Below are 14615 nucleotides of genomic sequence, written 5' to 3' on the forward strand. Positions count from 1 at the left end.
GGTTGCAAGGGTTGCGACGTCAGGGCTGCGGGCTTGCGCCCTTGACCTGACGTCGCGGAAGCGGGGGGCTTCGCGCCCCCCGCACCCCCGCGCCAAAGGGGCCCACGGGCCCCTTTGGAAACCCCGTGCCCTTTGGAAACCCCGTGAAGGTCTCAGGGTCAGAGGATCGTCGTGGGGGCCGCGCCGGGCAGGGAGACCTCCAGAAGTTGCAGGTCGGGGGTCGTGTCGGCATAGCGGGTCGCCAGCCCCGGGGGGATGACGAAAGCGTCGCCGGGGGAGAGGCGCCAGGGCTCTTTGCCCTCGCCATGCAGGGTCATTTCGCCGGACATGACAAAGGTGAAAAGGATGTCGCCCTGGTGTTTGGTCCAGGGGCTTTCGGTGCCGGTGGGCCCGTCTTGCAAGGGCTTTGCCACCATGACCGAGGCCACGCCCTTGGTATTGGCGTTGATCGTGGTGTCGCGGGCCTGGAACCCCGGGATGCGGAAGGGGGCGAAACGCCCCGTCGCGCCGATGTCGTGGACAAATCGCTGACCCTCCCATTCGCGGTCGGGGCGAAGGGTCGGCGTGGGAAGCGTCATGTCGTGGTCGATCTCGGTGATATGTTCGGCGGGCACGCCGATTTCGATGACCTCGATCCCGTCACCGGATTCCAGCACGCGGTGGCGGATCGTGGGGGGCTGGATGAAGCAATCCCCGGCGTGCAGGCGCCGGATGCCGCCCTGATCCTCATACAGGACATCGACCCAGCCCTTGATGCAGAAGATTAGCTGGAAGCCGACCTTGTGGAAATGCACGAGGTCGGGGACCTTGCCATCGGGCACGCGGATGTGGCTTGCGATCATCGCGCCGCCCAGACGCGTGGGCACAAGGTCGCGATACATCATCCCGGCGCGGCCAATCACCCAGGGCGCCTGATCGGCAAGCCTGCGCACCACAAAGGCATGTTCGGTCGCGGGCAGAACCAGGGGCGGGTCCAGCTCGTCCAGTTGCACGCGGGTGCCGCCGGGGGAGGTCAGGGTTTTCGCGCCCGCGGCAATCGCCTGCCAGTCGTCGGACAAAAGGCGGATCGTCCCCGGCGCGGCCTGCAAATCCGCATCCAGACGCAGCCGCAGCCCATGGCCCGACAGGACCACCACCGCCGGATTGTCGGCCGGATAGATCATGTCCATCCGCATCCCCAGCGTCTTGGTGAAAAACGGCAGGTCGCCGCGCAGGTCGGCGGTCGGCAACAGGATCTCGGCTTTGGGTGCAGAGGTCGCAGAGGTCGCAGAGGTCATTGTGGGGCTCTTTGCGTATGAAGGCTGTCTTCGGCCTGGTGGATGAAACGGGTCATGAGGTCATGGGCGGCCAGCGCATCGCGGGCCGCAAAGGCGCCAAGCAGGGCCGAAAGGCCGCTGGCGATGGTCTGGCGGGCCATGGGGTCCTTCATCGTGGCCAGCCGCACGGTCTGGATTTGCGCACTGTAGCGCTGGATCGTCTCGCGCAGTGCCTGGTTGGGCAGGGCGCCCGCCCATGTGTTGCGAAAGGCCTCGGCGGCGCGGTGAAAGGCGGCGATGTCGGCGGCCTGGTGCAGATCCGCCAGAGCCTGGGTCAGGGTCATTAGCGCCGCGGCGTCCAGGCTTTGGGCGGCAAGGGCGGCTGCATGGGGCTCCAGCAGTTTGCGCAGGGTGAAGACCTCGGCGATCTGGGTCGGTGTCAGGTCGGGCAGGGCAAAGCCGCGCGAGGTCGAGGTGAGATAGCCCTCGGAGACCAGCTGCATCAGCGCCTCACGCACGGGCATCCGGGAAACGCCCAATTCCGCCGCGATGGCATGGTCGATCAGCCGATCGCCGGGGCCGATCTGGCCGGTCAAAAGTCGGGCGCGGATGTCGTCGCGGATGCGGGTGCGGTGGTTGTCTTTGGTCATGTTCAGCGCGGGGTTTTGGTAAAGAAGTATACTTTTCATGCCGAAGTCAAGGTGCGTGGGGCAAATCAGGCCGTAAACCCGTATTTTCGGTATACTCTTTCCCGTCGCTGCCAAGCGTTCATGTGCCGGAAAAGGCTTGACCCTTTGGCGCGGCGGGACCACTTCAGGGCAAGGCATCCGCCCAAGGCCCGGGCGGGAGAAGAGAGCAAGAGGAAGCCCATGAGCGACGACCGGCAGGACGAGGTGAAGCAAAGCGCAAGGCAGGCGGCCTTGGATTACCATGAATTCCCCAAGCCCGGGAAACTGGAGATCCGCGCCACCAAACCGCTTGCCAATGGTCGCGACCTGGCGCGCGCCTATTCGCCCGGCGTGGCCGAAGCCTGCCTGGAGATCAAGGCCGACCCCTCGACGGCCAGCCGCTATACCTCGCGCGGGAACCTGGTGGGGGTTGTGACCAATGGCACCGCCGTTCTGGGCCTGGGCAACATCGGGGCCTTGGCGTCCAAGCCGGTGATGGAGGGCAAGGCGGTCCTGTTCAAGAAATTCGCCAACATCGACTGTTTCGACATCGAGTTGAACGAGCCCGATCCGGTGAAACTGGCGGAAATCGTCTGCGCGCTGGAGCCGACCTTTGGCGCGATCAACCTTGAGGACATCAAGGCGCCCGATTGCTTCATCGTCGAAAAGCTGTGCCGTGAGCGGATGAAGATTCCGGTCTTTCATGACGACCAGCATGGCACGGCGATTGTCGTGGGCGCTGCGGCGACCAATGCGCTGCATGTCGCGGGCAAGGACTTTGGCGCGATCAAGGTCGTGTCCACGGGCGGCGGGGCTGCGGGGATTGCCTGCCTGAACATGCTGCTGAAGCTGGGGGTCAAGCGCGAAAACGTCTGGCTTTGTGACCTTGCGGGCCTGGTCTATCACGGCCGCACCGAGCAGATGACCGACCAGAAGGCGGCCTATGCGCAGGGCACCACGCCCGCGACTTTGGCCGATGTGATCGTCGGCGCCGACCTGTTTCTGGGCCTGTCGGGGCCGGGCGTCTTGACGGCGGATATGGTGGCCACGATGGCGGCAAAGCCCATCGTCTTCGCGCTGGCCAATCCCTCGCCCGAGATCTTGCCCGATGTCGCCCGCGCCGCCGTGCCCGATGCGATCATCGCCACCGGGCGCAGCGACTTTCCGAACCAGGTGAACAACGTCCTGTGCTTCCCCTTCATCTTCCGCGGCGCGCTGGATGTCGGCGCCACCACGATCAATTCGGAAATGGAACTGGCCGCCATCGAGGCCATCGCGACCCTGACCCGCGCCACGACCAGCGCCGAGGCCGCCGCCGCCTATGCCGGGGAAAAGCTGGCCTTTGGGCCGGATTACCTGATCCCCAAGCCATTTGACCCGCGCCTGATCGGCGTCGTGGCCAGCGCCGTCGCCCGTGCCGCGATGGAGACGGGGGTTGCCACAAGGCCCCTGGCCGATATCGAGGCCTATCGCCAGAAACTTGACGGGTCGGTCTTCAAATCCGCGCTGATCATGCGGCCGGTGTTCGATGCCGCGCGGTCTTCGGAACGCCGGATCATCTTTGCCGAGGGCGAGGATGAGCGCGTCTTGCGGGCCGCCAGTGCGATCCTGGAGGAAATGACCGTCAAGCCGATCCTGATCGGCCGCCCCGAGGTGATGATCGCGCGGTGTGAGCGCTTTGGCCTGCCGATCCGCCCCGACCGCGACTTTGAAATCGTGAACCCCGAAAGCGACCGCCGTTATCGGGATTACTGGGGCAGCTATCACCAGTTGCTGGAACGTCAGGGCGTCACGCCCGACACGGCCCGGGCGGTTCTGCGCACCAACACCACCGCGATTGCGGCCATCGCCGTGCAGCGCGGCGACGCCGATGCGATGATCTGCGGCACCTATGGCCAGTATCTATGGCACCTGAACTATGTGCGCAAAGTGCTGGCGCGCGGCGGCAATCACCCGCAAGGCGCGCTGTCGCTGATGATCCTGGAGGACGGGCCGCTGTTCGTGGCCGACACCCAGGTCAACCCGATCCCCGAGCCCGACCAGATCGCCACCGCGGCCATCGGCGCCGCCCGCCACGCGCGGCGCTTTGGCATCACGCCCAAGGTGGCTTTGTGTTCCCATTCGAACTTCGGCAACCTGGAAAGCGACAGCGGCCGGCGGATGCGGCAAGCGATGGAAATCCTTGACGCCCGCGAGGTCGATTTCGAATACGAAGGCGAAATGAGCCTGGACGCCGCGCTGGATGCCGATTTGCGGATGCGGATCTTTCCGAACTCGCGGCTGACCGGCACCGCCAATATCCTGATCTTTGGCTATACCGATGCCGCCAACGTGGCGCGCAACATGCTGCGGATGAAGGCGGGCGGGCTGGAGGTCGGACCGATTCTCATGGGGATGGGCAACCGCGCCCATATCGTCACGCCGTCGATCACTGCGCGGGGGCTGTTGAACGTCTCGGCCCTCGCTGCGGCGCCTGTTTCGGTTTACGGCTGACTATCAGCGTTAACATCTGGTTACTCAGATGGACAAGATTAGACAAAGGTAGCAACGCTGGCCGGACCTCGGGACTCACCCCGGGGTCTGTGCCATGATGAGTAAAAAGGGGTCCGTTTTGACCTCATCCACGCGTGATACCTCTGACGAAACCCATGTCCCTCCGGTGCCGGAGCTGGATGAAAACGTGCTGTTGCGGCTGTTTGAATTGGCCGGACCGGTGCAGACCATCGAAATCCTAGACCGTTTGATCCTGGACCTGCACGGCGTTCAGGACGTGCTGCAGGCGGCCTCACGGGTCGACATCACCCTGTTGCGGCGGCAAAATCACACGCTGATCGGCATTGCCGGCACGGTGGGGGCGGTGCCCCTGCACCGGCTGGCGCTGGAGGCGGGGAAGCTGTTGCGCGAGGGGCCGACCCAAGGCGAAGACCTGGTGGCGGGCCTGCGGCCCATGGTCGCCCGGCTGATCCAGCGCCTGATCGAGATGCGGGCCGAACGTTAACGCCCCCTTGCAACCCTGAAGGGATTGGCGGCATGGTTCGGAGATGTAAAAGGCATTTCCGATGGCAAGCGCACCTGTCAAACCCGCAGCCTTCCCCGCAGCCGCGAAGGCCGGTCCTCTGCTGTTGATCGAGGACACGGCCTCGTTGCAGCTGATCTATCGGTCGGTCCTGCAGGCTGCTGGCTATGAGGTGCATCTGGCCGCCACCGCAGCCGAGGGGCAAAAGCGCTTTGCCGCGGGTCATCACCGGGTGGTTCTGCTGGACCTGGGATTGCCCGACCGCGACGGGCTGCAGGTGATGACCGAGATGTTGCAGGCCCGCCCCGACACGCGGATCATCGTCATCACCGCCCATGGGTCGATCAACCGCGCGGTCGAGGCGATGCGGGCGGGCGCCCATGAATTTCTGGTCAAACCCTTTGAGGATGAACGGTTCCTGTCCGCCGTGGCCAATGCGGTGGCCCGGTCGCAGGCGCGCAAACCGGCGGGGGATGCGGCGGCGGGGTTTCTGGGGTCGTCCGAGGTCATGGGCCGCATCCATGACAAGATCGCCTCGGTGGCGGGGTCGATGGCCACGGTTTTCATCACCGGCGAAAGCGGCACCGGCAAGGAACTGGCGGCGCTGGCGGTTCATGGGGCAAGTCCGCGCGCCAAGGGGCCCTTCATCGCGCTGAACTGCGGGGCCATCCCGCATGACCTGCTGGAATCCGAGGTCTTTGGCCATGTGAAGGGCTCTTTCACCGGCGCCATCAGCGACAAGCCGGGGGCGGCGACGGCGGCGGATGGCGGCACGCTGTTCCTGGATGAAATCTGCGAGATGGCCCCGGCGCTGCAGACCAAACTGCTGCGGTTCCTGCAGACCTCGACCGTTTTGCCGGTGGGGGCGACCAAGCCGATCAAGGTCAATGTCCGCATCGTCTGCGCCACCAACCGCGACCCTTTGGACGCCGTCCGCCGCGGTCATTTCCGCGAGGACCTGTATTACCGGCTGTTCGTCGTGCCGATCCACCTGCCGCCCCTGAGGGACCGCGGCGAGGATATCATCGAAATCGCCGAAACCATGCTGACCCGCTTTGCCGAAGAAGAGGGCCGCCGCTTTGACGGCCTGGCCCCCGAGGTGACAGAGCTGTTCCGCCGCCAGCCTTGGCCCGGCAATGTGCGCCAGCTGTTGAACGTGATCCGCAATGTCGTCGTGCTGAACCCCGGCGGCCTTGTCACGCTGGACATGCTGCCCGAGACCCTGACCGCGCCCGATGCCGGCACTGCCCCGCCCGAACGCGTGCTGACCCCCGATGCCCCGGCGCTGGACAGCCTGTTGGACCGCCCCCTGGCCGAGGTCGAACGCCTGATCGTCACCGCCACCCTGTCGCGCCATGGCGGGTCGGTCCCCAAGGCGGCGCGGGTGCTGGATATCTCGCCCTCGACGCTTTACCGCAAGCTGGAGGCCTGGGCCCGGGCCGAAGAGCCCAACCGGTAAGCCTTGGCCGTGCGCGCCCAGACCGCGGTCAACTGCGGCAGGGCCAGAGCCACGGCATCGGGCTCGCCGGCCCGCAGCTGCGCCAAAAGCCGTTGCAGCGCCAGGCCCATGGCATGGGCGCCGAACACCCCGGCAGAGCCCGCCATGTGATGCGCCTCCTCCAATGCCGCATCGGGCTTTGCCCCGGCCAAAGCGGTCAGGCGGCGGTCCATATCGGCCAAAAAGCGGTCCACCAGATCTGCCAGCACGTCAGGCGCCAGGTTTTCGGTCATCTCGGTCAGGGCTTGCAGGTCGATCATCGGCGGGGCGTGATCGGCAAGGGCTTGGCGCAGCACCTGACGCTCCAGCGGTTTCAAAAGCGTCTCGACCATGCCCGCCCGGGCAAAGCGGCGCAGGTCCTCGGGCATGGCATGGGCGGTCAGCGCCAGAACCGGGGTCGCGCCATTCAGGCCGCCCTTGTGATGCAGCCTTTCGGTCGCCTCGATCCCATCCAGACCCGGCATCGAGATATCCATCAGGATCAGGTCGAACAGCTCTGCTTCGGCGCGGGCGACGCCCTCCAGCCCGTCGCGGGCCTCGGTGACGTGGTGGCCGTCCTGGGCCAGCATCTCGCGCACGATCAGCCGGTTGAAGTCGTTGTCCTCGACCACCAGCACATGCATCCCGCAGGGCGTCGCGGGGTGCAGTTGCGTCGGAGAGGGCAGGGGCAGAGCCTCTGTCACCTCCAGCGGCAGGATCAGGCGAAAGCTGCTGCCCTGGCCCGGGGCGCTGTCCACCGTGATCTCGCCGCCCATCCGCGTGACGATGCGGCGCACGATCCCCAGGCCAAGCCCCGTCCCCCCGGCATTGCGGGCAAAGGACGGGTCCAGCGTGACAAAGTCGTCAAAGATCCGCGCCAGGTTTTCGGGCGCGATGCCGATGCCGGTGTCGGTGACGGTGATGGCAAAAGCGCCCGAGGCAAGGCGGTCCAACCCGATGACGATCCGCCCGCCGCGGGTGAATTTCACCGCATTGCCCACCAGGTTCAACAGCACCTGCCGCAGCCGCCCGGAGTCGCCCAGAACCCGCATGGGGCAGTCTGGCGCGGGGGCAAAGGTCAGGTCATTGCCCTGGGCCGCGCTGGCGGGGCGCTGGTTTGCGATCACCTCGCCGATCAACGCGCCAAGGTCCAGCGGCTGACGGTTCATCCCGGCCTTGCCGCTGTCCAGCCGCGCCATGTCCAATATGTCATTGACCTGGTTCATCAAAAGCCGCCCGCTGTCGGCCATGATGCGCAGGTATTCGCCCTGTTGCGGGTTCAGGTCGGTGCCCTGCATCAGGTCCATCGTCCCAATCATCCCGTTCAGCGGCGTGCGAATTTCGTGGCTCATCAGGACGACCAGATCGGCCTTGGCCTTTTCCCCCGCAAGCGCGGTGTCCCGCGCCTGGATCAACGCGCCTTCTGCCGCGGTCTGGGCCGAAAGGTCCGAGAAAAACGCCACGAAGATCCCCCGCCCCCCCGCCGCCACAGCCGAGATCGAGACCTCGGCCGGGAAGGTCGTGCCATCGGCATGGCGCGCCGTCACCCGCAGGCGCTGCGGGCCGGCATCGGGCAGGGCCAAAGCCTGACCGGGGGCCAAAAGCGCCGACAGCGGCTGACCCCGCATCTGCGCTTCGTCATGGCCAAAGACCCGGTGGCCGGCTGGGCTGAGGCCGGTGATCCGCCCGCCCTGGTCCAGCGTCACCACCGGGTCCAACGAGGCGCGGATGACGGCATCCAGCCGCAGGGCGGTCGCCGCCGCCTCTTGCGCCCTTTGCCGCGTCGTGTGCGAGATCTGCACCAGCCGCACCACCAGGGCCAGAAGCACGGTCAACAGCACGAAGGACAGCACCGCCAGCGCCACAAGCGCCGATTTGATCGCGGCGCGGGTGGCGTCGGCTTGGGCTGCAAAGACCTCGACCCCGATGGTGCCAAGCCGGTGGGCGGCCGGGATCAGCTTGCGCAGCTCCTGGCGCATGCCGGGCAGGGCCGCACGCAAGCCGGCATCGGGGCCGTCGATCGGCATCAGGCTGCGGTCCATGAAGCGGGCCAGCGCGGCAAAGGCCTGGTCGAACCCGCGCCGCTGGCGCAGGTCGTTGAACAGCGCCCCGGCCTTCAGCGTCTCGAACCGGCTATAGGCGATGTCGAACCGCTTGCGCACCTCGGGCAGGGCGTCGGGCTGGTCCATGCCGTCCTCGACCGCCAGGGCCAGGGTCTGAAGTTCCACCCCCATCTGGCTCAGCGTCCATTGCACATTGTCGATGGACGAGGCCCCCAGCCGGTCGATTTGCCGCGCAACAGAGGTGGCCAGCAGCGCCAGCCCGCACAACACGACGATAATCAGCGCCGAGGCCGCCACCGCGCGTTTGCGGTTCAGCGTGGGCAGGCCTGGAAAGGTCAGGACATCGGGCAAGGCGGTCTCCGATGCGGTTGGGGGTTAGCGCGGGATCTCGATCCGGTCCAGCTGCCAGATGCTGCGGGCAAAGACGGTGACGGTCTGAAAGGCCCTGGGGTCGGCGTCATAGGGATAGACCACCCAGATCGGCCCCTTGTCGCGCACTGACATGGGCTTGCCGTCCATCTCATAGGCCAAAAGCGGGGCCTGGGGCGTGGTCTCGGTCAGCGGGATATCGACCTGGTAGTCGTTCATGGCGCGCAAGGTCACTTTGGCGTCGGGCGGCAGGTTCAGCTTTTGGGCCAGGGTCCAAAGCGGGATGCCGGTGAAGGCGTGGCGCCCCTCGGTCCAGATCGAGGTCGTCGAGAAGCTGACAGGCCCAAGGGCGGCCAGGCCCGCGCGGTCAAAGGCAAGGACCCCATCCGGCGCCATGGCGGGATCAAGGCCCGACACGGTCAGGATGATGTCTCCCTCGGGCGGGGCAAGGGGTTGGTCGGCCACCGCGGCCAGGGGCAGGAGGCCGAGGGTCAGAAGGGGAAGCAAGACGCGGTGGGCAGGCATGGGGGCTCCGGTCTGGGCCGCTGGGTCCTTGGCCGCCGGCAAGGCAGGGACCCGGGGCAGGGACCCGGGCCAGCGACGGTTGCGGGCCACAGGCGGCACTTCGTCGCAGGTATAGGCCGCGGCAGGGGGGCGGGCAAGCGGGGCCGAAGGTGGCGCGGACAGGATTAAGCAGAAATTAAATCTCTTTTCATGAAGCATGGCCGAAGGCGGGGCTCTGCGCTAAAAAGTGGCATGGTGGGCGCGGTGTGTCTGGCGCGGCCTTTGGGCCGCGGGTCGGGTCCGGCAGGATTTGTGGAACAAGTTTGATCCGGGTTGGCGCGGGCTAAGCCAGGTCTGGCAGGATTGGGCCGGCAGGATTGGTTGCTGAAAGTAGGGGGCACCAGATTGGAGGCCCAGGTTCAAGGATGGCGACGTGGCGCGGATATTGCTGGCAGATGACCATGACCTTGTGCGCGAGACCCTCGCGCAATACCTGGTGACGCGCGGTCTTGGCCCCGTGGCCCAGGCCGGCGATGCCGATGGGGTCATGGCGATCCTGGCCGGGGATGCGACCTTTGACCTGGTGCTTCTGGACTACAACATGCCGGGGATGGCGGGGATGGCGGGGCTGGACCGCGTGCTTTCCGTCGATGGTGTGGCGGCGGTGGCGCTGATCTCGGGCGAGATGCGTCAAGAGCTGGTGATAGAGGCGCTGGACCGCGGAGCCTGCGGCTTTGTGCCCAAGACGATCTCTCCGGCGGCCTTTGTCCAGGCGGTCGAACGCATGATCGCGGGCGAGATCTTTGCCCCCGTCCCCCTGGCGCCGCGGCCGGACGAGGGCCTGTTGTCGGCCCGCGAAATGGATGTGCTGCGCGGGATTTGCGCCGGCAAGTCGAACAAGGAAATCGCGCGGGATCATGATCTGCAAGAGGTTACGGTCAAGCTGCATGTCAAGACGATGAGCCGCAAGCTGGGGGCAAGGAACCGCACCCATGCGGCGATGATTGCCCGCGACCGCAAGCTGGTGTGATAGCTGGCTTTGCGCGTTGGGTGTCCGGCCCCGCACGGCGGGCTGACGCCCTTGTTTGGGGCCGGAGGTGGCCGGGGGGCTGCGCCCCCCGGACCCCCTGCTTCGGGGGGACCAGTCCCCCCGATCCCCCCAGCCCAAGGGGGCCTTGGGCCCCTTGGGGAACCCCGTGAGTATTTGGGCCAGTGTGAAAGCCGGGGCTCCAGCGATGGCTTGGGCTTGTCTGACTGGCCGGGCTGTCTGGCAGGCCCGGGCTTGGCTGCGACTTACAAGAAGCTTTGCGGGTCGATGTCGATGGCCAAGCGCAGGTTGGGCGGCTGGCGAAGTTGCGCCACCCAGGCGCGGATGGCGGATTGCAGCGGTGTGGTCTTGTCGGCCTTGATCAGCAGGCGGACGCGGTGGCGGCCCCGGATGCGGGCGATCGGGGCGGGGGCCGGGCCGTAAACATGGGCGCCCACCGCGCGCAGGGGGCCATCCAGCCGCGCCAGTTCCCCCGCGAAATCAAAGACCTGTTGCAGGTCGGGCGAGGACAGGATGATCCCCGCCATCCGGCCATAGGGCGGCACGCCTGCGGCGCGGCGGCCCTCGGCCTCGGCGGTCCAGAAGGCCTCGGTGTCGCCCTTTAGGATGGCCAGGATCACCGGGTGATCGGGGGCGCAGGTCTGCAACAGCGCCGTCCCGGGCTTGTCCGCCCGCCCCGCCCGGCCCGAGACCTGGGCGATCAGCTGAAAGGTCCGCTCCGCCGCGCGCAGGTCCGACCCCTGAAGCCCAAGGTCGGCGTCAATCACCCCCACCAGCGTCAGGTTCGGGAAATTATGCCCCTTGGCCACGATCTGCGTGCCGATGATGATATCGGCGCCTCCGGTGGCTATTTCGGCGATCTTTTCCTTCAGCGCGCGGGCGGTGGTGAAGATATCCGACGACAGGACCTCGCAGCGTGCACCCGGAAAGCGGGTCGCGACCTCTTCGGCCAGGCGTTCGACCCCGGGGCCGATGGGGTTCAGCGAGCCGGTCGCCTGGCAGGCGGGGCAGGTCTCGGGGATGGGTTTCGTCTCGCCGCATTGATGGCAGACGAGGCGCTTTTGAAAGCGGTGTTCGACCATCCGCGCGTCGCAATGGTCGCAGCCGATCTGGTGGCCACAGGCGCGGCAGATCGTCACCGGCGCATAGCCGCGGCGGTTGAGGAACAACAGGCTTTGTTCGCCAAGGCCGATCCGCTTGTCGATGGCCCGGGCCAGGGTTTCACTGATCCAGCGGCCGGGGGGGAGCTTTTCCGCCCGCAGGTCGATGGTGGCCATGCGCGGCATGACGGCGGGGCCATGGCGCGAGGTCAGGTCGATGCGGTTATAGCGCCCTTGGGCGGCGTTGACCCAGGTTTCCAAGGAGGGCGTCGCCGAGGACAGCACCACAGGACACCCGAGGATCGAGGCCCGCAGCACCGCCATGTCGCGGGCGTGGTAATAGGCGCCTTCCTCTTGTTTATAGGAGGTGTCGTGTTCCTCGTCGACCACGATCAGGCCAAGGTCTTGAAAGGGCAGGAACAAAGCGGACCTTGCGCCGACGACCATGCCGACCTCGCCCTCCGAGGCCATGCGCCAGAGGCGACGGCGTTCGGACATGGTCTGGCCGGAATGCCACTCGCCGGGGCGGGCGCCGAAGCGGGCCTCGACGCGCGCCAGGAAATCACCGGTGAGCGAGATTTCCGGGAGAAGGACCAGGGCCTGGCGGCCTTGACGCAGGGTCTCGGCCACGGCTTCCAGGTAGACTTCGGTCTTGCCTGACCCCGTGACGCCCTTCAGCAGCGTGGTGGAATAGGCGCCTTTGGCGGCCTGGCGCAGGGCTTCGCCTGCCGCCACCTGATCGCCCTCCAGCCGCGAGGGGCGCAGCGGGTCAAGGCGCGGATAGGGCAGGTCGCGCGGCGCGTCCTCTTCGGCCACGACGCCCAAAGTCACCAGGCCCTTGATGACCGAGGTCGAGACGCCCGCCACCTCGGCCAGCTCGGTCATGGTCAAAAGCGCGTTGGTGCGCAGGGCCTCCACGACCTTCAGGCGGGCTTCGGTCAGGCGGTTCGGGACCGGACCCGCCAGCCGGTAGGTGCGGCGGGTCGAGGGCGGCAGGCCAAGGCCCGGCGCGCGGGTGGCCAGGCGCAGCATGGCGGGCAGGGGGGTCAGGGTGTAATCGGCGGCGCGGGTCAGGAAGGCGCGCAGTTCGGCGCGCATCGGACGGGCCTCCAGCACGCGAAAGGCCGCGCGCAGTTTGGCCGCGTCAAAGTCGCCGGTGCCCGGCCCCCAGACGACGCCCAGCACCTTGCGAGGGCCAAGCGGCACCTCCAGGTAGTCGCCATCGCCGCAGCCGCCCTCGGGCGCGCGGTAATCCAGGACCCGGCCGATCGGCTCGCAGGTCAGGACGCCGATGCGGGCGCCTTGGGGGTAATGCTGCTCGCTCACCTGTGGCCGATTTCGGTCAGGAAGTGCAGCAGGGTTTCCGCATAGGCCGCGGGCTGTTCGACCATCGGCAGGTGGCCCGTGCCGCGCATCAGGTGAAAACGCGCGCCGGGGATCATCTCGGCGGTTTCGCGCACCAGATCGGGGGGCGTGGTGCCATCGTTGGGGCCCGCGATGACCAGGGTCGGCAGGCGCAACGTCGGCGTGGTCAGGGTGAAATCGGCCCCCGCGATGGCATGGGCGCTGGCGCACCAGCCTTGCGGATCGGTCCCGGTCAGGAGGGTTTCCAGTCGCGCGCGCGCCGGATGGTCGCGCCATTTCGGTCCCAACTGGCGCTGCAACGCGCCGGTTGCATAGGCGGTCAGGCCCTGGGATTGCACCTCGGCAATGCGGGCGTGCCACATCGAGGGCGCGCCGATGCGGGCGGCGGTGTTGGACAGGACCAGGCCGCGCACCAGATCCAGCCGCTTGATCGCCAGGCCCTGCGCGACCAGACCCCCGAGAGAGACGCCCAGAAACACCGCGTCCTTCAGCCCGAAATGGTCCATCAGCCGTTCGGCATCGCGGATCATCGCGCCCATGGCATAGGGGCCGGGCGGCACGTCAGAGGCCCCATGCCCGCGGTGGTCATAGGTCAGGACCCGCAGCCCCGGCAGCAGCGGGATCAGGTCATCGAAAAGGCTGTGATCGGTGCCAAGCGCATGGGCCAGCACCAGCGCCGGCGCGCCCTCGGGTCCATGCAGGGTGGCATTGATGCGGGTATCGGGAAGAAAGACATGCATATCGGGAAGTGTCTGCTTTCGGGTGGTTTTGGCCGGTTCACGGGCGGGAAAGGTCGGAAAATGTCAAGCCATCGCCAAGGCGCGGGCGTGGACGGCGGGGTCGACATTGCCGCCCGAGGCCACGGCGATGACGGTATCGGGCAGGTCCGGGGCAAAGAGCGCGGCGGCAAGGGCGACCGCGCCCCCGGGCTCCAGCACCAGGCGCAGATGGGTGAAGGCCAGCGCCACGGCCCGCAACGCCTGATCGTCGCTGACCACCAGACCCGGGCCACACAGGCGGCTCAGGATGGGAAAGGTCAGCGCGCCGGGTTCGGGCGTCAGGATCGCGTCACAGATCGAGCCCGTCAGGCCCGGGTTCCGCAGCCTTTGCCCCGCGGCCAATGACCGCGCCATGTCGTCGAAGCCCGCGGGCTCTACGGGGCGGACGCGGTGGCGGCCCTCCAGCGCAAGGGCCACACCGGCGGTCAGGCCACCGCCACCGCAACAGGTCAGAACCTCGGCCTCCAGTCCCGCGGCCTGTTCGGCGGCCTGCTCGGCGATCTCCAGCCCGACAGAGCCCTGACCCGCAATCACTTCGGCGTCATCATAGGGCGGCACCAACACAAGGCCGCGCGCCGCCATGATCTGCGCGCCAAGCGTGCTGCGGTCCTCGGTGGCGCGGTCATACAGCACGACCTCGGCGCCATAAGCCTTTGTATTGGCGATCTTCACCCCCGGCGCATCCGAGGGCATGACGACCACGACCGGCAGGCCCAGACAAGCGCCCGCATAGGCCACCCCTTGCGCATGATTGCCCGAGGAATAGGCCAGCACCCCGGTCCCCGGGGGCAGCAGCGACAAGGCCGCCCAAGCCCCGCGCAGCTTGAAACTGCCGGTCTTTTGCAGGCTTTCCGCCTTGATCAGCACCCGCCGCCCGGCGATCCGGTTCAGCAAAGGCGCCTCCAGCAGCGGCGTGCGGGTGATCTGGCCCGCCATGCGCCGGGCTGCAGCCGTGATCCGGGCCAAGTCA

Annotated in this window: 11 protein-coding genes; 4 read left to right on the plus strand and 7 right to left on the minus strand. The window is 67.2% G+C overall.

Annotation, left to right across the window (positions count from 1 at the left end):
- Positions 1–158: 158 nt before the first annotated feature.
- Both NX862_RS08195 and NX862_RS08200 read right to left on the minus strand, forming a co-directional pair.
- Positions 159–1277 carry a cupin domain-containing protein gene (locus tag NX862_RS08195; protein WP_264493399.1) on the minus strand — a complete coding sequence of 373 codons (1119 nt, stop codon included), beginning with the start codon at positions 1275–1277 and terminating at the stop codon, positions 159–161.
- Complete coding sequence (locus NX862_RS08200) at positions 1274–1945, minus strand: GntR family transcriptional regulator (RefSeq protein WP_264493400.1); 672 nt, start codon at positions 1943–1945, stop codon at positions 1274–1276. The genes NX862_RS08195 and NX862_RS08200 overlap by 4 nt, the downstream gene beginning before the upstream one ends.
- A gap of 180 nt (positions 1946–2125) precedes the next feature.
- Between NX862_RS08200 and NX862_RS08205 the strand changes: the two genes are divergently transcribed.
- From NX862_RS08205 to NX862_RS08215, 3 genes are all read left to right on the plus strand, one after another.
- Positions 2126–4417: an NADP-dependent malic enzyme gene (locus NX862_RS08205; protein ID WP_264493401.1), complete on the plus strand. Its 2292-nt coding sequence runs from the start codon at positions 2126–2128 to the stop codon at positions 4415–4417.
- Between the two features lie 118 nt (positions 4418–4535).
- Positions 4536–4922: an Hpt domain-containing protein gene (locus NX862_RS08210; RefSeq protein ID WP_264493402.1), complete on the plus strand. Its 387-nt coding sequence runs from the start codon at positions 4536–4538 to the stop codon at positions 4920–4922.
- A 61-nt stretch (positions 4923–4983) separates the two neighbouring features.
- Entirely contained in the window at positions 4984–6399 is a 1416-nt protein-coding gene (locus NX862_RS08215; protein ID WP_264493403.1) for a sigma-54-dependent transcriptional regulator, read from the plus strand.
- Here NX862_RS08215 and NX862_RS08220 read toward each other — a convergent pair.
- Together NX862_RS08220 and NX862_RS08225 are read right to left on the minus strand one after the other, a co-directional pair.
- Positions 6351–8831: an ATP-binding protein gene (locus NX862_RS08220; protein ID WP_264493404.1), complete on the minus strand. Its 2481-nt coding sequence runs from the start codon at positions 8829–8831 to the stop codon at positions 6351–6353. The genes NX862_RS08215 and NX862_RS08220 overlap by 49 nt on opposite strands.
- A gap of 24 nt (positions 8832–8855) precedes the next feature.
- Complete coding sequence (locus NX862_RS08225) at positions 8856–9374, minus strand: putative pterin-binding protein (protein ID WP_264493405.1); 519 nt, start codon at positions 9372–9374, stop codon at positions 8856–8858.
- Between the two features lie 412 nt (positions 9375–9786).
- On the opposite strand from NX862_RS08225, the gene NX862_RS08230 reads away from it, so the two are divergent.
- Positions 9787–10383, plus strand: coding sequence for a response regulator (locus NX862_RS08230; RefSeq protein WP_264493406.1), 597 nt, complete (start codon positions 9787–9789; stop codon positions 10381–10383).
- 263 nt (positions 10384–10646) lie between these two features.
- Here NX862_RS08230 and NX862_RS08235 read toward each other — a convergent pair whose 3' ends face one another.
- The 3 genes from NX862_RS08235 to NX862_RS08245 form a co-directional block, all read right to left on the minus strand.
- Complete coding sequence (locus tag NX862_RS08235) at positions 10647–12827, minus strand: primosomal protein N' (protein ID WP_264493407.1); 2181 nt, start codon at positions 12825–12827, stop codon at positions 10647–10649.
- Positions 12824–13606, minus strand: coding sequence for an alpha/beta fold hydrolase (locus NX862_RS08240; RefSeq protein ID WP_264493408.1), 783 nt, complete (start codon positions 13604–13606; stop codon positions 12824–12826). The genes NX862_RS08235 and NX862_RS08240 overlap by 4 nt, the downstream gene beginning before the upstream one ends.
- A 63-nt stretch (positions 13607–13669) precedes the next feature.
- Complete coding sequence (locus tag NX862_RS08245) at positions 13670–14581, minus strand: threonine ammonia-lyase (protein ID WP_264493475.1); 912 nt, start codon at positions 14579–14581, stop codon at positions 13670–13672.
- Positions 14582–14615 lie beyond the last annotated feature (34 nt).

Source organism: Stagnihabitans lacustris (genome assembly GCF_025950525.1).
Taxonomy (GTDB): Bacteria; Pseudomonadota; Alphaproteobacteria; order Rhodobacterales; family Rhodobacteraceae; genus Stagnihabitans.